The sequence below is a fragment of the Nitrospira sp. T9 genome (genome assembly GCF_052156535.1).
Classification (GTDB): domain Bacteria; phylum Nitrospirota; class Nitrospiria; order Nitrospirales; family UBA8639; genus Nitrospira_E.
Genome location: NZ_JBQKUP010000032.1, coordinates 360,463 through 384,115, shown reverse-complemented (window position 1 = coordinate 384,115; position 23,653 = coordinate 360,463). Strand labels below are relative to the sequence as shown.

General features: G+C 50.5%; 22 protein-coding genes. 6 read left to right on the top strand and 16 right to left on the bottom strand.

The window, feature by feature from the left end:
* Window positions 1-110, top strand: a 110-nt coding sequence (locus tag ACTRXD_RS08540; RefSeq protein ID WP_442429882.1) for an IS3 family transposase, incomplete at its 5' end; no start/stop codon positions are given.
* 37 nt (window positions 111-147) lie between these two features.
* On the opposite strand, the gene ACTRXD_RS08535 is transcribed toward ACTRXD_RS08540, so the two are convergent.
* The 3 genes from ACTRXD_RS08535 to purH all read right to left on the bottom strand — a co-directional run bounded on the left by ACTRXD_RS08535 (window position 148) and on the right by purH (window position 3,862).
* Complete coding sequence (locus ACTRXD_RS08535; RefSeq protein ID WP_442431403.1) at window positions 148-792, bottom strand: L-threonylcarbamoyladenylate synthase; 645 nt, start codon at window positions 790-792, stop codon at window positions 148-150.
* Window positions 793-809: 17 nt separating this feature from the next.
* Complete coding sequence (gene purD / locus ACTRXD_RS08530) at window positions 810-2,084, bottom strand: phosphoribosylamine--glycine ligase (RefSeq protein ID WP_442431402.1); 1,275 nt, start codon at window positions 2,082-2,084, stop codon at window positions 810-812.
* Between the two features lie 221 nt (window positions 2,085-2,305).
* Complete coding sequence (gene purH / locus ACTRXD_RS08525) at window positions 2,306-3,862, bottom strand: bifunctional phosphoribosylaminoimidazolecarboxamide formyltransferase/IMP cyclohydrolase (RefSeq protein ID WP_442431401.1); 1,557 nt, start codon at window positions 3,860-3,862, stop codon at window positions 2,306-2,308.
* A gap of 563 nt (window positions 3,863-4,425) precedes the next feature.
* On the opposite strand from purH, the gene ACTRXD_RS08520 reads away from it, so the two are divergent.
* The 5 genes from ACTRXD_RS08520 to ACTRXD_RS08500 all read left to right on the top strand — a co-directional run bounded on the left by ACTRXD_RS08520 (window position 4,426) and on the right by ACTRXD_RS08500 (window position 8,444).
* Window positions 4,426-5,082, top strand: coding sequence for a hypothetical protein (locus tag ACTRXD_RS08520; protein WP_442431400.1), 657 nt, complete (start codon window positions 4,426-4,428; stop codon window positions 5,080-5,082).
* Between the two features lie 363 nt (window positions 5,083-5,445).
* Window positions 5,446-6,249, top strand: a complete 804-nt coding sequence (locus ACTRXD_RS08515; protein ID WP_442431399.1) for an ankyrin repeat domain-containing protein — start codon at window positions 5,446-5,448, stop codon at window positions 6,247-6,249.
* A gap of 141 nt (window positions 6,250-6,390) precedes the next feature.
* Complete coding sequence (locus ACTRXD_RS08510) at window positions 6,391-6,831, top strand: hypothetical protein (RefSeq protein WP_442431398.1); 441 nt, start codon at window positions 6,391-6,393, stop codon at window positions 6,829-6,831.
* A complete protein-coding gene (locus ACTRXD_RS08505; RefSeq protein ID WP_442431397.1) occupies window positions 6,828-7,295 on the top strand; it encodes a hypothetical protein in 468 nt (155 codons plus the stop codon). The genes ACTRXD_RS08510 and ACTRXD_RS08505 overlap by 4 nt, the downstream gene beginning before the upstream one ends.
* Before the next feature lie 270 nt (window positions 7,296-7,565).
* Window positions 7,566-8,444 carry an EamA family transporter gene (locus ACTRXD_RS08500; RefSeq protein WP_442431396.1) on the top strand — a complete coding sequence of 293 codons (879 nt, stop codon included), beginning with the start codon at window positions 7,566-7,568 and terminating at the stop codon, window positions 8,442-8,444.
* A gap of 55 nt (window positions 8,445-8,499) precedes the next feature.
* Here the strand turns inward: ACTRXD_RS08500 and ACTRXD_RS08495 are convergent, their stop codons facing one another.
* From ACTRXD_RS08495 to ACTRXD_RS08435, 13 genes are all read right to left on the bottom strand, one after another.
* Complete coding sequence (locus ACTRXD_RS08495) at window positions 8,500-9,981, bottom strand: NADH-quinone oxidoreductase subunit N (protein ID WP_442431395.1); 1,482 nt, start codon at window positions 9,979-9,981, stop codon at window positions 8,500-8,502.
* Window positions 9,978-11,552, bottom strand: a complete 1,575-nt coding sequence (locus tag ACTRXD_RS08490) for an NADH-quinone oxidoreductase subunit M (protein WP_442431408.1) — start codon at window positions 11,550-11,552, stop codon at window positions 9,978-9,980. Before ACTRXD_RS08490 ends, ACTRXD_RS08495 begins: the two co-directional genes overlap by 4 nt.
* A gap of 84 nt (window positions 11,553-11,636) precedes the next feature.
* The gene (gene nuoL / locus ACTRXD_RS08485) at window positions 11,637-13,538 is read right to left on the bottom strand and encodes an NADH-quinone oxidoreductase subunit L (RefSeq protein WP_442431394.1); all 1,902 of its coding nucleotides are present in this window, start codon (window positions 13,536-13,538) and stop codon (window positions 11,637-11,639) included.
* A gap of 4 nt (window positions 13,539-13,542) precedes the next feature.
* Window positions 13,543-13,848 carry an NADH-quinone oxidoreductase subunit NuoK gene (gene nuoK / locus ACTRXD_RS08480; protein WP_312744846.1) on the bottom strand — a complete coding sequence of 102 codons (306 nt, stop codon included), beginning with the start codon at window positions 13,846-13,848 and terminating at the stop codon, window positions 13,543-13,545.
* A complete protein-coding gene (locus tag ACTRXD_RS08475; protein ID WP_442431393.1) occupies window positions 13,848-14,366 on the bottom strand; it encodes an NADH-quinone oxidoreductase subunit J in 519 nt (172 codons plus the stop codon). Before ACTRXD_RS08475 ends, nuoK begins: the two co-directional genes overlap by 1 nt.
* 75 nt (window positions 14,367-14,441) lie before the next feature.
* Window positions 14,442-14,981: an NADH-quinone oxidoreductase subunit NuoI gene (nuoI, locus tag ACTRXD_RS08470; protein WP_442431392.1), complete on the bottom strand. Its 540-nt coding sequence runs from the start codon at window positions 14,979-14,981 to the stop codon at window positions 14,442-14,444.
* Between the two features lie 14 nt (window positions 14,982-14,995).
* Window positions 14,996-16,069 (bottom strand): NADH-quinone oxidoreductase subunit NuoH, encoded by a 1,074-nt coding sequence (nuoH, locus tag ACTRXD_RS08465; RefSeq protein ID WP_442431391.1) that lies wholly within the window; start codon window positions 16,067-16,069, stop codon window positions 14,996-14,998.
* Between the two features lie 51 nt (window positions 16,070-16,120).
* Window positions 16,121-18,811 carry an NADH-quinone oxidoreductase subunit NuoG gene (gene nuoG, locus ACTRXD_RS08460; protein WP_442431390.1) on the bottom strand — a complete coding sequence of 897 codons (2,691 nt, stop codon included), beginning with the start codon at window positions 18,809-18,811 and terminating at the stop codon, window positions 16,121-16,123.
* An 11-nt stretch (window positions 18,812-18,822) separates the two neighbouring features.
* The gene (gene nuoF, locus ACTRXD_RS08455; protein WP_442431389.1) at window positions 18,823-20,130 is read right to left on the bottom strand and encodes an NADH-quinone oxidoreductase subunit NuoF; all 1,308 of its coding nucleotides are present in this window, start codon (window positions 20,128-20,130) and stop codon (window positions 18,823-18,825) included.
* 81 nt (window positions 20,131-20,211) lie between these two features.
* A complete protein-coding gene (locus ACTRXD_RS08450; protein ID WP_442431388.1) occupies window positions 20,212-20,736 on the bottom strand; it encodes a complex I 24 kDa subunit family protein in 525 nt (174 codons plus the stop codon).
* A gap of 86 nt (window positions 20,737-20,822) precedes the next feature.
* Window positions 20,823-22,574 (bottom strand): NADH dehydrogenase (quinone) subunit D, encoded by a 1,752-nt coding sequence (gene nuoD, locus ACTRXD_RS08445; protein WP_442431387.1) that lies wholly within the window; start codon window positions 22,572-22,574, stop codon window positions 20,823-20,825.
* 59 nt (window positions 22,575-22,633) lie between these two features.
* Complete coding sequence (locus tag ACTRXD_RS08440; protein ID WP_312646695.1) at window positions 22,634-23,113, bottom strand: NADH-quinone oxidoreductase subunit B; 480 nt, start codon at window positions 23,111-23,113, stop codon at window positions 22,634-22,636.
* Window positions 23,114-23,230: 117 nt separating this feature from the next.
* Window positions 23,231-23,602 (bottom strand): NADH-quinone oxidoreductase subunit A, encoded by a 372-nt coding sequence (locus ACTRXD_RS08435; RefSeq protein ID WP_442431386.1) that lies wholly within the window; start codon window positions 23,600-23,602, stop codon window positions 23,231-23,233.
* Window positions 23,603-23,653 lie beyond the last annotated feature (51 nt).

Genomic DNA, 23,653 nt, shown 5'->3' with positions numbered 1-23,653 from the left:
GAGCGGAGATTTTTGACTATATCGAAGTCTTTTACAACCGGCAGCGACGCCATTCTGTTCTTGGCTATCAGACGCCAGCTGAGTTTGAGGAAAGGGCTCTCGCGGCTTAACCAGGTGTCCACAAAACACGGGAAAGTTCAGTTTTAATTAGGAAAGTTGCATAGAACTAGCAGACAGAAATTGTTGGAGTCGATCTCGAGAAATAGCTCCCTGGCGAATAATGCGGAGTTCTGGTTCGACTTGTAGCACCGTGGAGGGTTGGCCACCCGGCGCAGGGCCACCATCGACAATTAAATCAACCACTTCCCCTAATTGTTGCATCACATCTTCCGCGGATTGCGCCGGCAGCTGCCCGCTTCGATTGGCGCTAGTGCCGGTGAGCGGACCGGTGTGCGTCATGAGTTCGCAGACTCGTGGATCATTCGGTTGTCGGATGCCAATGGTTCCCTGTCCGCCGGTCAGAATGGGAGACAAAGTAGAATGAGCCTGCAATACCAACGTGAGCAAACCCGGCCAGAACTCTTCCATGAGTGTTCGAGCGACATCGGGGATATCTTCCGTCAATTGATTCAGTTGGGACGGGTCACCCACTAACACGGGAAAGGGTTTGTGGTTTCGTTCCCCTTTGATGTGCATCAGCCGCTCTAATGCCATGTCATTGAAGGGACTCACCGACAGCGCGTAAAAGCTGTCGGTCGGCACAGCCAGGACTCCCCCATCCTGAAGACATTGCGCAACCTGATGAATCAGTTGAGGCGATGGAAGGGAATTGAGTGGGAGAACGGTGGCCACGACAGAGGGGCCTTGAATCAGGATGGAACCTGCAGCACGCGGTGGCCGATGTCTGAACGGAAATACCGGCCTTCAAACTGAATCGGGGCGAGTACCTGATGGGCATGATCTCTGGCTCCGGCCAGGGTCGAATCAATCCCGGTTACCCCTAGAACCCTCCCGCCATTCGTGACAATCTTTTCATTGGCATAGGAGGTCCCGGCGTGAAACACCATGACCGACTTCGACTCTTTTTCCGGCAGGCCGGTAATCGGCAATCCCGTTTGGTAGGACCCGGGGTATCCGCCGGAGGTCAACACCACGCACACCGCTGCCTGGTTGTGCCACTCCACATGCAGTTGGTCCAAACGATGTTCGACCACGGCTTCAAGCACATCCAATAAATCTGTTTTTAAGAGTGGCAGGACCACCTGGGTTTCGGGATCGCCAAAGCGGGCGTTAAATTCCAATACATAGGGTTTGCCATCCTTCACCATAATCCCCGCGTATAACACGCCGTAAAATGGACTCCCCACCCGGGACAACCCGGTGACCGCCGGAGACAGCACTTCATCAAGAATACGCTGACGGAGTTCCGGTGTTCCCAATGGAGCCGGCGCATAGGCCCCCATTCCTCCGGTATTCAGACCCGTATCCCCTTCACCGATTCGCTTATGATCCTGGGCGGGGATCATAGGGATGACCGTTCGACCATCGGCAAAAGCCATAACGGTGAGTTCTTCTCCTTCAAGAAATTCTTCCAGCACCACACGAGCGCCGGCGACTCCAAATCGCTGCTCTTCCAACATGCTGCGAACCGCTTCACGGGCATCCGCCCTGGTCGCACAAATGATGACCCCCTTCCCCTGCGCCAGGCCATCGGCTTTCACGACGACCGGGAGCGGGCATGATTCGAGCCAGGTTAAAGCGGGCTCCAGCTGGTCAAACGTGCGGGAAGAAGGGGTGGGAATGTTTTCCCGCACCATGAGTTCTTTGGCAAACGATTTGCTGGATTCAATAAGAGCCGCATTCCGAGTGGGGCCAAAAATCCGTAAGTGCGATTTTCGGAATTCGTCGGCGATGCCGAGGGAGAGCGGCAGCTCGGGTCCGACCACCGTGAGGTTGATCTCGTGGGTTTGGGCAAAGTGCTTAAGCCCTTCAATGTCATCGACCTGAAGTGGCACACATTCGGCTACCTGGGCGATCCCCGCGTTGCCAGGGGCACAAAAGAGTTTCCCCACACGTGGCGATTGGGCAAGCTTCCATGCCAGAGCATGCTCACGGCCACCGTTGCCTATGATTAATATGTTCACCGGAAAAATTTGTGCCTCCCGTCATCCCTTCAACATATGGAGGTCAGGAACATTGCCCCAGCCTGCTTACTTTTACCTAGGCTATGCCCTGATGATCGCTTCCACCACCATTTCATCACGAATCCAGAAAGCCGAAAAGAGACGAAACAACAGAATAAAGCACCTGCCAAGTGAGAACAAATGACTACAGAAGATGGTGAAAAATGTCGAGGTTGGATCTGTTAATGACGGAAGTGGCGCATGCCCGTCATAATCATGGCCATCTTATGCTCATCAACGGCTTGGATGATCTCCTTATCCCGAATAGACCCTCCTGGCTGAATTACGGCAGTAATCCCTGCGCTTGCGGCGGCATCAATGCCATCACGAAATGGGAAAAAGGCATCGGAAGCCATCACGCACCCTTTGATGGGAAGATTCGCTTTCATTTGAGCCAGTTTCACCGAATCAACCCGGCTCATTTGGCCGGCGCCAATGCCGACGGTTTGAGTCTGCGTGGCAAAGACAATAGCATTGGACTTGACGTGCTTGCAGACTTTCCATGCAAAATCGCAGGCTTGATACTCATAGTCAGTCGGCTGCCGTTCACTAGGCATGGATAATTCACCCATCTCACGCAACGACCCAAGATCACGGTCCTGCACTAAGATCCCGCCCACAATTTTTTTCATGTCCAACCCATCCCGTTGAGCACTTTCCAACGCACCCACCGCTAACAACCTCAAGTCTTTTTTCCGTTGAAGTTCAGCCAGGGCCTCTTCCGAAAATGCCGGCGCAATCAATACCTCCACAAACGTAGAGGTGATTTCTTTGGCCATGGCCAGATCGACGTTTCGATTACAGGCAATGACCCCGCCAAAAGCGGAGACCGGATCCGTTTCTCGCGCCCGGACATAGGCTTCCACCGGCATATCCCCGATGGCGACCCCGCAGGGATTATTGTGTTTGACGATGACGACCGCCGTTTCATCAAACTCCTTCACCAGTTCCAATGCCGCATTCGCATCCAAGTAATTATTGTAGGACATGGCTTTGCCATGAAGTTGCTTGGCCTGACAAAGCGAGGCTTCTTTAGTCTGCCGGTCCCGGTATACCGCACCGGCCTGATGCGGATTCTCTCCATACCTTAGATCTTCGATCTTTTCATACGACAGACACAACAACGAAGGGAATTTTTGCTCTGAGGTGTCGGCTAACTTGGAGGTGAGATAATTGGCGATCAGGCTGTCATACCTGGCGGTATGGTCAAAGACCTTTTTGGCTAACTCGCGTCGCAAGCCTAACGAGACCGTTCCCGACTGCAAGGCCTCCAAGACCCGCTCATAATCCTGAGGATCGACCACCACCAGGACATCTTCATGGTTCTTGGCCGCCGATCGGAGCATGGACGGTCCTCCGATATCAATGTTTTCAATGGCTTCTTCAAACGTACAGCCAGGCTTCGCAATGGTCGCTTCAAATGGGTAGAGATTGACGATCACGACATCAATGGGCTCAATTCCCTGCTCTTGCATTTGTCGCACATGGGCATCCACCGAACGCCGCCCCAATAACCCACCATGAATCTTCGGATGTAACGTTTTCACCCGTCCGTTCAAGATTTCAGGAAACCCGGTGTAATCTGCCACCTCGGTCACGGCAACGCCAGCGTCCCGGAGCATCTTGGCGGTTCCACCTGTCGACAAAATATCCGCATCAAGTGCCGCCAACCCCTTGGCCATTTTCTCTAGACCGGTTTTATCGGATACGCTAATCAGCGCCTTTCCCAATTTTGCCATGTGTTCTCCTGCCACGCGTCTTCGTTGATGGGTAAAAAAGGAAAGTCAGCTTAGCAAATGACCTGAGGAACTTCAACGAATCCTGAAGATCATGCCCCAAGGACCAGCACCCTATTTCTGCTCGTTCCCCTAGTCCACACCAGCGAGATTTTCTTTTGCGAATCTCGAAGTTTTGATGTTTCAGCACCCTCATTTTCTTTTAAACCTCGCATTAGGAAGAGGCTTATTTTCATCCACAACATATTTCTTCATACACCCATAAAGCCAAATTCCGATTCTGCCGAAATAACATATTGAAAGCCGGTTCGAAATAATGGCAGTACCATCATTTTGGACACCCCCTCTGTCTTTTTGGTTTCGATAAAAAATTTTCTCATCACATGGTACGCGAAAAGGAGAGCCATGAGTACCAGGGGATCGCTGCATGTTCTCCCATATTCTGGCCGGGGAACGCCACCTGTGGCTTAAGGCGACAAGCAAAATTTCACCATACTCACGAGTCATATCCCGTTTCGATCTGTTAACAGCACGGTAAGAACTCTCACAGTCATAAGGATTCATCGATGGATTTCGCCCTGATGTTCATGGTGTTGGTGGTATATCTTGCACTCGGTGCCATTATGCTCACAGTAAGCCTGAGCCCTAAAACGAAAAATAAAAAAGAAGAAACCCGGATCCAGGGCACGAGCTTCATTCCATCACAAATGTTCATGGGTACCGATGGCGTTGGAGGCATTGCTGTCAACGACCAAACGCTCAAAATTTGCCTGTTACATAGTGCTGCTGTCCCTCCACGATTGATTCATATTTCAAGCCTGGTCGGTTCGTTCTTAGTGAAAAATGGAGAAGTCCTTAGGGAAACGTTACGAACTTTCCCAAAATCTCTCATTTCATTTCAAGAACTCATGCACCCAAACGCGGAAAGACTCATCAAAAGTTGGCAGAATTCCCCTTCCCAAAAGGACAACCAGCGTATCGACCTCATGGTGTGGATTCACGATGAAGACGAACCGTTCCATGTTGTGAATTTCCTCAATATGGAAACCAAAGAAGGGGGCATTCTCTTTGAAAAATCCTTAGATACGGCAACACATTGGCACAAGGTTTTGAATGGACTCATACTACAAGCCGACCAGCTCGCGTGTCTTCAGATGGGATCGGACCAGGATGACACAGAACAGCCGACAAAGGACTCTGCTTTAACAAGCGCAGCCTCATAGATTCCGCGCTCCTGTCTCACCCGCCGTATCCTCATAATCCATAGCTCCTCTCTTCCCCACTTCCTCAAATCCCTGTTTTTTTTGTTCGTCAAGAATTGACAGCGTTGTCCGTACCCCTACCCATTCGTGAATACTGGATCTGACCTACTCAGCTCTTTCAGGATTTCCAAAAATCACTTGTAATTTTTGCAGCATAGATTCCCCACGCAATCCACAAGCACCACAAAAAGAGCGTGGGAAACGCACCCCTTCAAATGGGGAATGGCGTAGGCAGCCACTTTGACGTTCGCTACATCTTAATGCACATTGGGCGACTCCTGATGCCGTTTCCATTCATCTTTCAAGCAAGGAAATCTTTCTCTCATGCCGCCGTCGCGTGAATTCACCGTAGTCAAATATGTGGTGATAGGTATTGGCATTCTTCTGTCCTATGCATTGGCGTCAGAGTGGAACACCTTCTCCTTTTCCCAAGAACCCGATCTTCTTCAAGCCATCCAAAATCGGAATTTGCCCCTGGTTCAGAAGCTGGTCGTTCAAGGATCCGATGTCAATCTGCGCACACCACAAGGAGCGACGCCTCTCCATTTTTCCGCAAGATCCGGGCAATTTACGATTACTCGTCTTCTGTTACAAAAAGGAGCAGACCCTGAGGCGATTTATCAGTCTGAATGGACACCTCTCCATTTCGCCGCGAAGGGAGGACATGTGGATATCGCCGATCTCCTCCTCCAGCACGGTGCGCCCGTAGATGGCTTTGAAGGAAACATCACGCCCCTCCACATTGCCGTGCAAGAGCATCACCACCGGATGGCGGCTTTTCTGTTAGCTCGCGGCGCAACGGTCCAATCCTCATTTAAGGAAGGCTGGACTGCGCTGCACATCGCCGCACAAACCGGAGATGCCGACATGACTCGCCTACTTCTGGATTCCGGCGCGCCGATCGATGCCACCAATGCCATTGGCATCACGCCCCTCCATTCCGCCGCTCTCTCCGGCCAACGGAAGCTGACTCACTATCTGCTGTCACGTGGAGCCACCTGCTCTCTTCCCTCCCAACCACTCCACAGCTCCACGTCTGCCACATTCGGTCAACTGTATGCGGCTCTACAGGAAGTCTTCCAGCACTGTCCACACACCTCTAACTCCCATTCTTGCAGTGATTGCTAAAGCAATCTCAGATCAGAAATCGTGCTCAGCACAACATCTGCAAGCACGTATTATTTCCCTGATTTTTCTTAATTTAAGGGGTGTGACCTTGTTTTGGATTTTGGTTGTATAAAGTGGTATAAATATATTGGGAGTATTTGAATGGAAACCTTAAGTGAATTCCTCCGAAAACAAAAAGCAGCTGAGAATCCTGAAGAGCGCGCACAACGCCAAAAAGTATGGCTATCGGCTCTGGACAAGCTGTTTAAAAAAATTCGATCATGGCTTGCAGAAGCGGAAAAGGAAAATTTGATCGAGATAAGCATTCAGCAGGTAAATCATATTGAAGAAAGCCTTGGCACAATGCAGGTTCCTCGCCTAACACTGAAAGTGGATCACAAAACAATTATTTTAAAGCCAATTGGTGCAACAATAATTGGCGCAGATGGTCGAGTAGATATGGTGACTACAAAAGGAACTTTTATGTTCCTATACCTGGCTGACCAGGACAAGTGGGTACATGGGTCTGGAACGAGACCATCTGAATTCCGTGAATTAACTGAAACAATCTTTACTGATCTCCTCAAACGCGTTCTAGCGTGAATGATCTTGAAGCAATCCTCCACGCTTATCAGGCCTCCATTGATTGCCTGAATATAGTTGGCGACTTACTTGCCAAATCAACAAAAGGAAAAACATTCCACAATACGATCTTCTTCGGTAAATCTCCGAATGAGGCTCAGGAACTTCTTGCTTTTAGCAAAGAAGAGCAGTCTGATTCCACGATCCTTTCCCTACTCTCCGGATTTGAGAAACTAGTTTTCTACCATCTCGTAACACCCCTGCCAATAAAAGCATCGAGCAAAGATGGTTATAGCGGCCTGAACGATGCCATCAAACAATATGAGAGCCAGGTTTCAACACCTACTTACAATAACGTCCAACGTCTCTGCAGTTATAGGCATTGGGTCGCCCACGGGAAAAGGTGGGAAAAACCTAGTTCTGCTGATCCGGCAAACACTTACAAATGTCTCATCGAATTCATGAATCAAGCGTCTATCCTGTAATTAAACTCATTGTCCTAAGTCCTGGGAGTCTTTCTCTTCTTATTTCTGAAACGTTAGGAAATCTTAGATTGTGCAAACCGGATTTTTGGAGTCTCCAGAGTCCATTTTTCTCTTGTTTGTACATTTAACAAAAGTCCACTTAAACGATTGCGAGGATCTAAAACATACCTTGGAAAATCCAGAAATTTCCGCTTCCGGGAGAGGATCCAGTCACCGAACAGCTATCAAAAAATTTCCTGGTGATGAAAAGTCGAAATCGGTATTCCCTGCATGAGTTGGATATACCTTGCTCTGTTGGCGGCACTCAGCGAATCCCTGAAAGACCTACTGAGTAAGCGGGGATTGCGATCCGTCTCCCCTCAACTGGTGGCTTTAGCCGCTGGTGCGACTCCCATTCCCATACTTCTGAGCATTGTACTGTTCACGAATTCAGTCCCTTTGCTGGGCCCCAGGTATGGGTGGGCACTGCTCATTGGAGGAACATTGAATATCATGGCCCTGTTCCAATTCATGAGGGCCTTACAAAGTTCTGATCTGTCCCTGGCCATTCCCTTCGTTTCCTTTACTCCTCTTTTTTTATTGATCACCTCACCTTTCCTGGTCGGGGATATCCCAACGACACAGGATATCGTGGGCATCTTCTGTATTGTGGGGGGAGCGTATGTCCTACACATTCAGTCAATACACCATGGTCTCCTTGCGCCATTGTTGGCAATCTTCCGGGAACCGGGTCCAAGGCGAATGCTTTCCGTGGCGTTCATATATAGCCTCACGTCGAATTTTGACAAAATCGGCGTGCAGAATTCCTCTCCTCTCTTTTGGAGCCTCTCCATTTCCAGCGTGATGACGATCGGATTTGTGTTCTTGCTACGATTCCTGCCGGCACAGAATATTGCCGCTCCTCGCCGGACCACTCTCAGCATCCTTTTGCTCGTCGGCCTCTTTCAGACCATAGGCCTCCTCGTTCACAATACCGCTCTCAGTCTGGGACCGGTTCCTTCTGTCATCGCCATAAAGCGATCGAGTATTCTCTTCGCCGTCATGTGGGGATATTTATTTTTGAAGGAAAAATACGTATGGGAGCGGTTAGTCGGTGCAGTCTTAATGATGATCGGAGTTGTCGTATTAGGTTTCGGTCAAACGGACTAATCTTGTCGGCCCGACAACAAACCGAAAGACAGAAGTTGATTAGTACAACCGAGAGTTATTTCAGGGAGAGAGAGGAAAGTTCTGCAACCGAAACCAGCGGACCTGGAAAGATCCCGAGCAAAACCACACCGGCAACGGCGCAGGCCAACACAAACGATACCTGGGGAGAAAGGACCAATCGCGTATGCAATTCCTGTTCGGAAGATGGCTCACGCATATACATCACCATGACAATGCGCAAATAGAAAAAAGCTGAAATGGCGGCAAAGATTAATCCAATGATTGCCAGCCATGCCAACCCGGCATTAACCGCCGCCATGAAAAGATACAGCTTCCCAATGAACCCGGCGGTGGGAGGAATACCCGCCAACGACACCATAAACACCAACATGAGAAACGCGCCACCCTTATGTCGCTTGGCCAATCCGGTGAAGTCTTCTATTTCCTCGCCTTCGAGGCCACCCTTCCGCAAAATGGCCACCATGGAAAATGCCCCTATCGTCATAAACGAATAAATGGCCAGATAGAGCATCAGGCTCGAAACGCCCTGAGACGAAACCGCCCCTTCTATCCCGGCCCACCCGGCGACCACGACACCAATCAATGCATAACCCGCATGGGCAATGCTGGAATAGGCCAGCATCCGTTTCACGTTGGTCTGAACAATGGCCACAAGATTGCCAAGGGCCACCGTGATAATACAGATAACCAGGATCAACAGATTCCAATCCGGTTTGATTCCACCGAAGGCTTCCAGAAGAACACGAAGGAACGCGGCAAAGCTGGCCGCCTTGGAAGCCACCGCCATAAACGCCGTCACAGACGTCGGGGCCCCTTCATACACATCAGGCGTCCACATATGAAAAGGCACTGCCGCAACTTTAAATCCAAATCCCACGATCAGCAGCATGAGCGAAATAAAAACCAACGGGTCATCGATCCCGCGCCCATTAACCACCGCTGCGATTTCCACCAGCCGCGTACTTCCAGTGACACCGAAAATAATCGAAATCCCATAGAGCAAAATTCCTGAGGAAAAGGCTCCCAACACAAAATATTTAGCCGAAGATTCGATTGACCGCAGCTCAAATCGCTTGAACCCGGCCATAATATAGAGGGTAATCGACATCAGTTCGATTCCCAGATAGATCGTGAGCAAATCAGCCCCCGATACCATCACCATCATGCCGGTCAAGGCCAACAGGACAAATGCGTAGTATTCCGCAAGTTGGATCTTTTCCTCTTTGAGGTACCCCATTGACAGTAAAATGGTCAGACCACTCACAAGATACAGCAACATTTTCCAAAATACGGCATACGAATCCACGACCACTAAATCACTGAAGGCCATCACCCGGTCACCAAACCCGGTCACCGTCACCACGCTGCCGACTACCAGAATGCCGAGACTCATCCAGGCCAGGAGATCTTTTTTGTGTGCAGGCGTAATGGGATCAAGAACGAGAATCAGACAGGCCATGCCCACAATGAGCAATTCAGGAAGAATGAGAACAAGATCGGCGAGAGGAAGCGTCATGGGGCAACATCACCCTTCATGATGAGCCGATGCCGGGATGGCTCGGCCGTCATCGCCAGGGTGTGACCTCGGCCATCTCCCCCCCCCTGAACCACGACTGATGTGGATTGAGACGCGATGACCCGCTCCACGCTCACATGCATCACATCCAACAAGGGTTTCGGATAGAGTCCGATCCAAAATACCAACACCACCAACGGAACCAGCATGCCGAATTCACGGACATTCAAATCAGTTAATTTGGGGAGCATCTGCGGAGAGGCCGGCCCATAGATCATCCGTTGCACCAAATACAAAATATAGGCGGCAGCCAAAATAATCCCCAAAGCCGCGAGAGTACCTGTCAGTTTGCTCCAGGCAAAGGTGCCAACCAGGACTAAAAATTCTCCGACAAAACTGTTCATGCCTGGAAGGCCAACCGACGACAACGCAAAAATCACAAAAAATGTTGCGTATTTGGGCATTGCGTTCGCCAACCCGCCATTATCGGTAATTTGTCGGCTATGCGTCCGTTCGTAAATGATGCCCACACACATAAAGAGCGCGCCGGTCGTAATGCCATGGTTGATCATCTGAAGGATTGCACCTTCAATACCCTGGGCATTTAACGCAAAGATTCCCAGGGTGACAAACCCCATGTGACTGACACTGGAATAGGCAATAAGTTTCTTGAGGTCCGATTGCGCTAACGCCATATAGGCGCCATAAATAATGGCGATGACCGACAGGGTCATGATGAAGGGGGTATACGCAACCGAGGCATCAGGCAACATGGGCAAGGAAAATCGTAAAAACCCATAGGTTCCCATCTTGAGCAAGACACTTGCGAGAATGATGCTCCCGGCAGTGGGGGCTTCAACATGGGCGTCAGGGAGCCACGTATGAAAAGGAAACATGGGGACTTTCACCGCAAACGCGGCAAAGAAGGCCCAGAACAAGAGGGATTGCAACCCAGGAGCATAGGACGCGTGCGTTAAGGCCAAAATATCAAAGGTTCGCCCACCTTCAAAAAACAGCACCAGAATCGCTACCAGGAGCAAGATACTCCCGGCCAGGGTATACAGGAAAAACTTGATCGCCGCATAGACCCGGTTCGGCCCACCCCAGACGCCAATCAGGAGATACATGGGAATCAGCATGGTTTCCCAAAACACATAAAACAGCACAAAATCCAAAGCCGCAAACACGCCGATCGTCGCGGTCTCCATCACCAACAGACTGATCAGGAATTCTTTCATTCTGGTTTGAACCGACGTCCAGGAGACAAGGATACAAAGAGGAGTGAGAAAGGTGGTTAAGAGGACAAGCGGCATGCTGATCCCATCCACACCCAGTGAATAATGAATGGCGGGAGAATCGATCCAAAGATGCTTTTCCACAAATTGCATGCCTGCCTGAGCATTGTCGAACGCAACCCACAGAGGCAATGAGACCAGCAAGGTCAAAATGGAGACCGTCAACGCAATAGCCCGTGAAAGTGCCTCGTGAGCGAGCAAGACCGCGACCACTCCGAGCAGCGGGAGGATCAGCACGATCGTGAGCCAGGGAATCCCTCCTGTGGGAATGATCATCTCAGTCACGATTGAAAGATCTCCTGCCATACGGGTGTCTGTTGAACCATCACGAAAATCCCATCATACGCTCGGCCATACATACTAATAAAAGATCATCGCACCTAAAATAACCGCCGCGCCGACAGTCATGGCCAGCGCATAATTCTGTGCTTGTCCGCTTTGAAGTCTTCGCGTCACCCATCCTCCCCAGGCCACGGCTCGCGCCACTCCATTGACCGCACCATCAATCACCGCAATATCCACCCGTTTCCATAACCGATCCGCAAGATTCAATGTTGGCATGACCACGGTCCGGTCATAGGCTTCATCCACAAACCATTTATTCAAAGAGAACTGATACAGCGATCGCCACTGATTTGCCAAACGGTCCGGCAAGCCCGGCGACTTGACATAGACCCAATAGGCGCCCGCAATCCCTAACAGGCCCATTGCGGTAGCCGTCACCATAATGCCCATGGACGCAGATCCTTCGTGATGACCTCCACCACCCTCGGCAGCGGGAAATGCGGGAGCCAAAAATTCTGGAATTCCGATGTACCCTGCGAGAATACTCAGCACGGCAAGAATCAGAAGAGGAAACGTCATCGCTTTTGACGGTTCATGCACATGCTTGGCATGGTGAGGATCCACTCGGGATTCTCCCCAAAATGTCACAAACACCAATCGAAAACTGTAAAAAGCCGTCATGAGAGCCGTCAGCAATCCTAAGACGGCCAGAACTTTACCAAGGCCACTAGCCATCCAGGCAGCCAGGAGTAATTCATCTTTACTGAAATATCCCGCAGTGAGAGGAAAACCGGACAGCGCCAGAGCCCCAATGAGAAAGGTCCAATACGTCACGGGCAGCTTATCCTTGAGTCCACCCATATGTTTCATATCTTGTTCATGATGAAGAGCAATAATCACCGACCCACACCCGAGGAATAACAAGGCCTTAAATGCACCATGGGTCAGAAGATGATACATTCCGGCAATATAGCCACCCAGCCCACAAGCCATCATCATGTAGCCGAGTTGACTGAGCGTGGAATAGGCCACAACCCGTTTGATATCGGTTTGCGTCAACGCGATGGTCGCGCCAATAAACATCGTGGCTCCACCCACCACTGCCACCACATCCATAGCCACGGGAGAAAGGTTAAATAACGGAGCAAATCTGGCAACCATAAAGACTCCTGCTGTCACCATTGTCGCGGCATGGATGAGTGCTGATATCGGAGTGGGACCCTCCATTGCATCCGGCAACCACACATGTAGAGGCACTTGAGCAGATTTTCCAACCGCCCCAACGAATAACAACAGGCAGATCAAGGTCATCACCGATATTTCCCAATGACCTCCGACAGAACCAAGAAGATTCACCAGGTCACCAGACTTTTGATCCAACTGAGGAAACACCTCCTGATAGTGCAAACTGCCGAAGGTGATAAAGACCAGCAGAATACCCAACATGAATCCGAAGTCCCCGACTCGATTCACCAGAAACGCTTTGGTGGCCGATGCCCTGGCTGACTCGCGCTCATACCAATGGCCGATTAACAGGTAGGAGCAAAGACCCACGGCTTCCCAAAAAACAAACAGTTGAAGGAAATTATCGGACATCACCAACATCAACATCGAAAAGGTAAAGAGCGCGATATTGCTAAAAAATCTGGCGTAGCCAGGCTCTCCATGCATGTAGCCAATCGTATAGACATGGACTAGCGAACTCACAATGGTGACAAGCAACAACATCGCGACCGTGAGCTGATCGATGAATAACCCTAAGGCAATATGAAGATTTCCCGAATCCGCCCACGTATAGAGAGGTATCTGAAGCGTCTGACCACCCGACACGTCGACAAGCGCCATGATGGAAAGAAGGAACGACCCTAGGACGGCAGGCACGGCCACCCAATGGCTTCGGTCTTTGATCCAATGGCCGAACAGCCCGAGGATGACAAAGGCCAGGAGTGGGAGGAGAGGAATTAAGGCGTAGAGCATCGCCTTACCATTTCAGCAACCGGAAGTCGTCAATGTTGGTACTGGACGAATGCCGATAGAGCGCGATGATAATCGCCAGCCCCACCGCAACCTCCGCAGCAGCCACGGTAAGCGCAAAAAACACGAACACCTGTCCGGAAAGATTACCCAAATAGGAAGAAAAGGCCACAAAATTAATATTTGTGGCATTCAACATCAACTCAATGGATAATAAAATGATGATGATATTACGACGAATGAGTACTCCCACCAAACCGATTGAGAATACGATTCCGCTCAGCACAAGGTAGTAGCTCACTGGAACGTCCATTAACCCTTGGCCTCCAATATCCCCTTTTTGGTGAGGATAACCGCACCTACCATCGCCACCAAGAGAATGAGAGACGCGATTTCAAATGGAAATAGATACGTGGAATACAGGAGCTCACCGATCGATTCCGTATTGCCCTGAGTCAAATGGGCCGGTTCTCTCGGATCAGGGAGGTTCGCACCCAATGAGGATTCACCTTTCACCACCAGCAGGACCGCCTCTGCAAAGACCATACATCCCAGAAAGAGGCCTACGGTCAATTGGTGGTGAAAATGTACCTCACCCTTCAAATTGAGCAACATCACCACAAAAAGATAGAGCACCAGAATGGCGCCCGCATACACCAGGATTTGAATCACGGCCAGGAATTCCGCATGCAACGTGACAAAAAGCCCGGCGACGTGAAAGAACATGACCAGGAGCGCCAGAGCACTGAACACCGGACTCCTCAGGGCCACGACGAGAGCCGCCGTTACCACAATCACACTGGCAAAATAGAAAAAAACTATCGTTCCCATCACCGGTTCATTCAAAATTTTTGGCGATATTCTTTGGCCGGCATGTGGACCGAGTGCACCGCCAGGCCATAACGACTACAATTCTTTTTGCGGAATCTCTTTAAACCCGACGTTAAAATAGGCCACATTGGGATGTTGAAATTCGAGTCGCTTTTCCCGAACTGGAAAGTTGCGATCGCCAATAGCCAGAAGCTGCTCCTTATTTAATTGAAGCTGACGCTTATCATAGACCGCCCATTCATACTCCTGAGTCATGCCCAACGCATCAACCGGACATGCCTTCACGCACAACCCGCAAAACAAGCATCGGGTCATGTCCATGTAATATTCCTTGGAATACCGCTTCGTGGGTTCTCCCGGTACCTCGGCACTCACCACACGGATGACACGGGAGGGACAAGCCGCCTCACATAAATCACATCCCACGCACTTTTCCGTTCCATCATCGTAGCGCAGCAACGCCAACATGCCGCGATAGTTGGACGGTAACTGTTTCTTCTCGTGCGGGTATTGTAAGGTGATCGGCTTATAATGAAGGAAATGGGATAAGGTGGCCTTCATCCCTAACGCAATCTCATAAAATAGAAGCGTTTTGACCCACTCCTTGAGTTTCATACCATTCAACCTTCTTAGCTCCCAGGAAAAAGAAATGCAACAATCGACGTCACCACAATATTAGCCAACGCGATGGGAAGCAGGACCTTCCACCCGAATCGCATGAGCTGGTCATATCGTAATCGCGGTAATGTGGCCCGGATCCAAAAAAAGAAAAAGAGGAAAAACGCCACTTTGAGGACAAACCACATGATGCCCTCAATCCAGAGGAGATGGCCCACCCCGATGTACTCCATAAGAGTGCCTGGATAGGGAGGATGCCAGCCACCAAAAAACAAGACAGTGGCCACGCAAGACACCAAAATCATATTGCCGTATTCGGCGAGAAAGAAGAATGCGAATCGCATGCCGCTATATTCCGTAAAGAATCCGGCCACTAACTCACTTTCCGCTTCCGGCAAATCAAACGGGGTCCGATTCGTTTCCGCTACTGCAGAAATAATAAACACGATGAACGCCAGGGCTTGAGGGAACCCCCCTCCTCCGAAAAAGTACCAGTTCCAAAATCCTCCGGCCTGCGCATTGGTAATCGTCACGAGACTCAAGGAGCTTGAAAGGAGCAACACGCCGACAATTGAAAGCCCCACATTCAATTCGTAACTAATCAACTGGGCCGCAGACCGCAGGCCTCCCAGAAGGGAATACTTACTGTTTGATGACCACCCGCCCAAAATAATGCCGTATGCCCCGATTGAAGCAAACGCCAGAATATAGAGAACGCCAACATTGATGTCGGTAATCACAAACGGTTTAAAGTTGACGCCGCCGACATCAACCGTCCAATCCGGGCCAAATGGAATCACCGCGAATCCGATGAGGGCAGGAACTAATGACAACACCGGCGCCATGCTAAACATGAACTTATTCGCTCCGGCCGGGATGATGTCTTCTTTGAAAAAGAGCTTTAAGCCGTCGGCGACCGGTTGCAAGATGCCATAAGGCCCGACTTCCATGGGCCCCATCCGATCCTGCATCCAACCCAATACCTTCCGTTCCAGGAGGGTGAGTGCTGCGACAGTCAGAAGCACCGCCACCATCACCACGCCAATCTGGCTTAACGTTAAGGCAAATCGAATTCCCGTATCCATGCCGAATTCACTCCTCTCCTCTATATACCGACCCACATGCTGAGAACCGCCTCATGTTCCCACCACTTTTTCAACACGAACGCGAGTCGCCTTGCAATACGGCACCTGCGTTTCCGAATCAACACTATAGGACAAGAGACGGCGGACCTCCTCATCAAAATGCTCGGGAAACATCACGACTCCCTGCGGGATTCGCTCACGAAGCCCGACCGAGGTGCTCACCTCACCCAAACGATTGCTCACCTTCACGATGTCCCCTTCACCAATACCACGTCGCGCGGCGTCTTCCGGATGCAGATAGAGTTTGCCGTTCGCTTCAACTTGCAGTAAGCCTTTGGCCTTTCGCGAAAATTTCCCGGAATGAAACAAGGATTGCGAAATCTGCAAGATCATGTCTTCCGCACCAGCAGCGGCATCCTCTGTCGGCAATTGATACCGCGTGGCAAAATCCAGCTGATAATCGGTCTTGAGATATCGGGAGATGGCCTTGGAATCAGGTTGAGCGGGCAAGGGGGCAGGGCCCAAGGTACGCGTACCAGGGAGGAGATTGTGTATTTCTTTGCCAATGTCCTTGACGTCTCCATATTCCATCGGATCATTCATCATCACCGACAGCGCGGAAAACACTTCCCAGTCCGGCCGACTTTCCCCAACCAGATCAATGGCTTTTCGTACTGACTGAATATGCCCTTCCGTGTTGGTAAACGTTCCGTCCTTTTCGGCATAGGAACAGGCTGGCAGAACGACATGAGCTTGCTGGGCCGTTTCGGTGAGAAACAATTCCTGACACACCAGGAACTCAAGCTTCTCCAATGCCGAATGAATGCCCGAGGACGGAGGCAAGGAGGCCAGGGGATTTTCACCAACCACAAACAGGGCTTTGAGTTTGCCGTGTTGCGCATCTTCAATCATCTGTGGGAGTGATGAGCCTGGTGTGTCGGGAATTGGCCGACCCCACGCTTGCGCCAGGCGTGTCCGCACATCCGGGTCACCGAGGGATTGTCCACCAGGCAATACCGACCCTGTTCCCCCCATTTCGAAGGCTCCTTGATCATTATTTTCTTCTGCCAGGGGAGCAAGGCCACAGCCGGGTTTAGTGAGTTTTCCCGTGACCAATAACAGGTCCAACAAATTCATGGTCATTCCGAATCCACCCACCGATCGCAGGACTCCCGGTCCGACAAGAATCACGACCTTCTGTCCTTTGGCAAACACCTGGGCAGCCTGCGTAAACATATCCGAAGCCAATCCGGTTTGCGCGTGAATCGCATCCCAGGATAAGGCTTTCAGTCTGGCAGTCATGTCGTTGACATAAGACTCGGCGTTGGCCTGAAGTTCCGAATCCACCATTTCCTGATCAACCACAGCTTTCAGCATGCCCAAAACCGCCACGGCATAGGCGGTCGGTTTGACGCCCAGATGATGGTGGGCCAGATTCACAATATTGCTGATGCTCCCAATAGCAGGTTCCAACGCTTCAATGGTGATGAGCTTCGCCCCTCGCCGCTTCACCGCTTCTTTGACCTTCAACCCTGTAATAGGATTGGTTTCGGTAATATTGGTCCCGACAAGTAAGAGGGTATCTGCGGATAGAATATCGTCAAAGTTCACGGCCCAACGATGAGTGCCTTGCACTCGTTGCATGGCATGCACCGCATTCAGGTGGCCATACCGCACACTACTATCAATCCGGTTGGTCCCCACCACGCCGCGCATGAATTTCTGAAAAACATAGATATCTTCATTCGTACATCGTCCCGTAATTAATCCGCCAATTGCATCGGGACCGTACTTGGCTTTGATCTCCAATAATCGTTGTCCAACCAACTCCAGGGCCTCTTCCCATTGCACCGACTGAAAATCATTCCCTTGACGAATGAGGGGTGAGGTCAGGCGATCTGGATGAACGCTGACATGATAGCCAAAGTAGCCTCGGGCACAGAGGTCACCATTATTTCGTCCGGCCCCGTGAGTGGAATTCACTTCGATTAAGTCATTACTCTTGGTTTGAAAGGTAATTTGGCACCCATCTCCACAATAACCACAAACAGATTCAGTCCGCTTTAGCATCCATGGACGAAATTCATACATAGAGACTCGACTGGTAATGGCTCCGACCGGACAAATCTGGATACATCCACCACAAAACTCACAATCCAGTTCATGGGCCCCGAAGGCTTTAATTTCCGTCATGGTGCCGCGTCCCACAGGCGCCAAGGCTTTCACATCCATGACCTGATCACAATAGCGCACGCATCGCAAACATTGGACACACCGGTTCATCTGCGTTTCAATCAGCGGACTGAAATAATCCTTCGGAAAGACCCGTTTGAGTTCCTTAAATCCGCTGGTCGTCGCAGTGTATTCATGGGAAAAGTCCTGAAGATCGCAGCGCCCGCCTTGATCGCAGACGGGACAATCCAACGGGTGATTGGCCAAAATAAAATCCAACACCGATTTACGGGCGTCCTGCACCACCGAGGATGAAGCCGATTTCACCACCATGCCCTCCGCCACTTGGGTACTACAGGAGGTTTGCAACCGGGGCATTTTTTCAATTTCCACTAAACACATCCGGCAATTAGCGTCTGGGGTCAGTTTCGGGTGATAGCAAAAGTGCGGCACCATAACGCCAACCTGCCGCGCAGCCTCAATGACCAGCGTCCCTTTGGCAACCGTTGCCGATTTTCCATCGATCGTCAGCGAAATCATGTCTGGGGTTGGAGTTGGAGTTGTTGCCATTTTGATTACACTCAATGCGTCAAAACTGGAATTTCCTTGTTGCGAGGCATTGTCTCTTGAGCCTCACGAATAAGAGCCTCATATTCCCCACGCCAATGGTGCAGCGTGCTCACAATGGGAGATACGGCCGCATCACCAAACGCGCAGACCGTCCGGCCAGGGATATTTCCGCAGAGTTCATCAAGGACCCCAATATCTTCAGGACGACCTCGTTTGTTCCAGATCCGCTGAAGAGTCTGAACCAGCCAGGAAGTTCCTTCCCGGCAGGGGGTACATTTTCCACACGATTCATGATAGAAAAATTCCATCAATCGCAGAGCGGCCCAAACCATATTCGTGCCTTCTTCCATCACCGTGACACCGCCGGATCCCAGCATAGACCCCGCTAAAGCCACTGACTCAAAATCCATTTTCACATCTAAATGATCAGGCGTCAGAAATGGAGCTGATGCTCCCCCAGGGATAAAAGCCTTGAGGGGCTTATCCGATCGCATACCCCCGCCCAAATCATAAATTAATTCACGGAAGGTGATGCCCATGGGCGTCTCATAATTACCAGGCCGCTTCACATGTCCGCTTAAACAAAACACCCTCGTTCCGCAACTTTTCGGCGGAGAGCCAATCGAGGCAAACCACTCTCCCCCTCGATTGATAATATGAGGAATATTCGCCATCGTCTCGACGTTATTCACCACAGTGGGGTTTTGATACAACCCATGCGTCGCAGGAAACGGCGGCTTAAAGCGAGGCATGCCCCGTTTGCCCTCTAACGATTCGAGAAGTGCCGTTTCTTCCCCACAAATATAGGCTCCGGCACCAAGGTGAACATAGATATTGATCCTCAACCCGCTCCCGAGAATGTTGTCGCCCAGATACCCGGCCGCATAGGCCTCCTGAAGAGCCTGTTCCAGAATCTTTGCGCCGAGACGAAACTCTCCCCGAATGTAGATGTAAGCCGTTTGTGCGCCAATAGCGAAACAGGTAATGGCCATCCCTTCCAGCATTTGATGCGGATCACGTTCCATAAGTTGCCGGTCTTTAAATGTCCCCGGTTCGCTTTCATCCGCGTTACAGCACAGATATTTCGGACCAGGATGATTCTTCGGAATGAACCCCCATTTCACGCCGGTGGGGAACCCGGCTCCCCCACGACCGCGAAGACCTGACTTTTTTACCACCTCAATCACCTGATCGGGCTGCATATCCTTGAGAACGGTCCGGAGAGCTTGGTACCCACCGGTCCCTTCATAGTCGGCCAACGAACCGGTGTATCCCGGTTGTTCCATATTCTTCAATAAGATTTTTTCGTAAGTGGCCATAAAGACACTGTTTCGTGAACGGGCAGTTATTGATAACCCATGAATCGCTTATCCACGACTATTCCCTGAAAAAGACTTCTGTCATTTAGTAAGGGGCTGAGGATACATGAAGGGTCCTGTTTTAAGCGAACAGGTTCCATCTCGTTTCAAATCGTCCAGGACGCGACCGACCTTTTCCTCGGATAATTGCTCATAATAGTCATCATTCACTTGCATCATAGGACCTGTACCACAGGACCCAAGGCACTCCACCACGCTGAGGGTAAAGAGGTTATCTGCCGTTGTCTGACCCTGTGCAATGCCCAGTTTTTTCTGGATCCATACCACCACATCATCAGATCCGACTAACGCACACATAAGCGATTTGCACACTTGAAGATGAAACTTCCCGATCGGCTTGAGATTGAACATGGTATAAAACGTGACGGTCTCAAACACTTGTGCCGGAGTCAAACCCAAAATTTTGGCAATCTCCTGCATGGCCGATTCACTCACAAATCCCTCTTCCCGCTGCGCCAGGTTCAATAACGGCAACAACGCCGATCGCTTTACGGGGTAGCGGGATAGAATATCATCCACTTCGTTTTTGAATCGCTCAAATAGCATAGAACACTCGTGAGTTGGGGCGAGCAGTCAGCGCCCAATGGCCATGGTGTCCGTACGCTCTTACCTCCATCACGCCATTCTCCATGTTATCGATCGCATTCCCCCATCACAATATCGTACGTTCCGAAAATCGTGACGATATCCGAGATCAAATAGCCACGGGCCATATGATCAAAGGCGCCCATATGAATAAAGGAAGGAGATCGGATTTTCAACCGATAGGGACGCGAACTTCCGTCACTGATGATAAAAAATCCCAATTCACCTTTAGGCACCTCCGTCGCACAATACGTTTCGCCCTTCGGAGGCTTAAACCCTTGCGTAAAGATAATGAAATGATGAATCAGGCTTTGCATATCCCTCATCACCTCTGGCTTGGGAGGCGGAATGGCTTGAGCATCGACCGCCATGATCGGCCCCTCAGGCATTTGATTGAGGCATTGTTCAATGATGCGGGCGCTTTGCCACATTTCTTCCATTCTGATCCAATACCGGTCGTAGGTATCCCCGTCTTTTCCAAGGGGCACTTCCCAATCCACACGATCATACACGCCATACGGCTCCAACTTCCGAATATCATAAGACACTCCCGACCCCCGCAGAACCGGCCCTGTGCATCCGAAATTAATGGCATCCTCCGCAGAAAGGAGAGCGACGCCTTTTGTGCGGGCGACCCAAATCCTATTTTTTTGCAAGAGCGTGTCGTATTCCCGAATGTGGTCAGGAAACGTTTTCAAAAAACTCCGGAGAGACGAAATAATTTCCGGGGTGAGATCCGCATCCACGCCTCCAATACGATAATAATTCAATGTCAGACGAGCGCCACACAATTTCTCAAACATATCCAACAAGATTTCACGTTCCCGGAAGGTCCAGAAGAACACGGTCATCGCCCCAATATCCAGGGCCTGTGTTCCCAGCCAGAATAAATGACCAATGATGCGTTGCATTTCGGCAACGATGGTCCGCACATATTCCGCCCGTTCCGGAACGGTCATATCTATCAGTTTTTCTACGGCCCGCACATACGCATAGTTATTGGTCATGGCACAGACGTAGTCCAAGCGATCGGTATGCGGGACCATTTGCATATACGTCAGGCCTTCAGCCAGTTTTTCCACTCCCCGGTGCAAATATCCAAGATCGGGCGTGGCCTTGCTGACCCGCTCACCATCCAACTCCAACACGACTCGAAGCACCCCATGCGTACTGGGATGTTGTGGACCCATATTGAGAAGCATTTCCGTCGTGCGTTTGCTGTCACCTGGATGATCATCCGCCATGAATTGATGGCGTTGATCATCGGACACCTCGGATTCCGACCATTCGCCGATCGGTTCATCCAATCTGGGAAGAAAATCGAACCGGCTCCTCCACCCTTTCCCTTCGGCCGGAAAATCTTTTCGTAACGGATACCCTTCATCATAATCATCAGGCATCAAAATTCGACGAAGGTCGGGATGCCCGGTAAAGCGGATGCCCATCAAGTCGTACACTTCACGTTCCAGGAAATTGGCCCCTTTCCAGATCCCACTGATCGAGGCGATCTCCGGATAATCCTCTGTCACGCGCGCTTTAATCCGGATGCGGGTTCCATGGGAAAGGGAGAGAAAGTGATAAATGACTTCAAATCGTTCGAGGGCATCAGGATAATCCGCCGAACAGATATCGGTAATATGATCCAACGCCATCGCGGGATCGTCATGGAGAAATTGCGCAATTTCCAGCCAATGTTCGGCTTGCACTTGTGCCCACAAATCCAAACGCACGGGATCCTGCTGCGCCGTCAGCACAGCTTGAGGAAAGCGGTTGACCAGAGATTCGAGAAAAGCATGCATAAATCAAATTTGCTGCTGAATCGTGGAATATCGAAAGACCGTCTACACAACTTCCAGAGCTATTTCACGAAGTATTTTTCTTTCTGAATTTTTTCTTGCAGTTTGATGAGACCATCCATGAGTGCCTCAGGTCTTGGAGGACAACCCGCGATATAGACATCCACAGGAACTATTTGATCCACACCCTGAACCACACTGTAACTATTATAATGATTTCCGGATGTCGCGCAGGATCCCATGGATATCACATACCTGGGCTCCGCCATTTGATCATAAATTCGACGGATCACCGGTGCCATTTTCCGACAAACCGTCCCAGCCACAATCATCAAATCGGACTGACGTGGTGAGGCACGAAACACCCCGGCCCCAAAACGATCGATGTCATACTTGGAAGACACCGAGGCGATCATTTCAATCGCACAGCAGGCTAACCCGAAGGTCATCGGCCAAAGGGCTGACTTCCGACACCAGGCAATACAATAGTCCAGGTTGGTCGTAATAATATTCGGTTCAAGCTGTCGTTCAAGCATCCCCATAAGATTATCGTGGGTACCTCAATGTTCTGTATGAAGCTCGTTGCCTACCCCCAAAAGGTGGGGGTGCCATTGTACTGGGTGGACTCCGGTTTTTTCCAGGAGAAAAGAACTATTTTCTTAATCCCAATCTAACGCACCTTTTTTCCAGGCATACCAAAACCCCACAATGAGAATGGCCAGAAACACTCCCATTTCAACAAGGCCAAGAAGGCCAAGCTTTTTAAACACCACCGCCCAAGGAAATAAGAACACCACCTCAATATCAAAAATGACAAAGAGCATGGCAATGATGTAATAGCGCATGGGGAACTGAACCCTGGCGTCCATAAACAACGGAGCGCCACTTTCGTAAGGAAGCAGTTTCGCCCGATAGGGCCGGCTTGGCCGGACAAACCACCCCACGACAAAGGACCCGACTCCAAACAGTGCCCCAAGAACCATGAAGATGATGATGGGGAGATAATTAAAAGGAACCGGTTCACTACCCATAGATCACTCTCATTCCAAAATGAGTCATACGCACGACCCTAATTCCGCTTA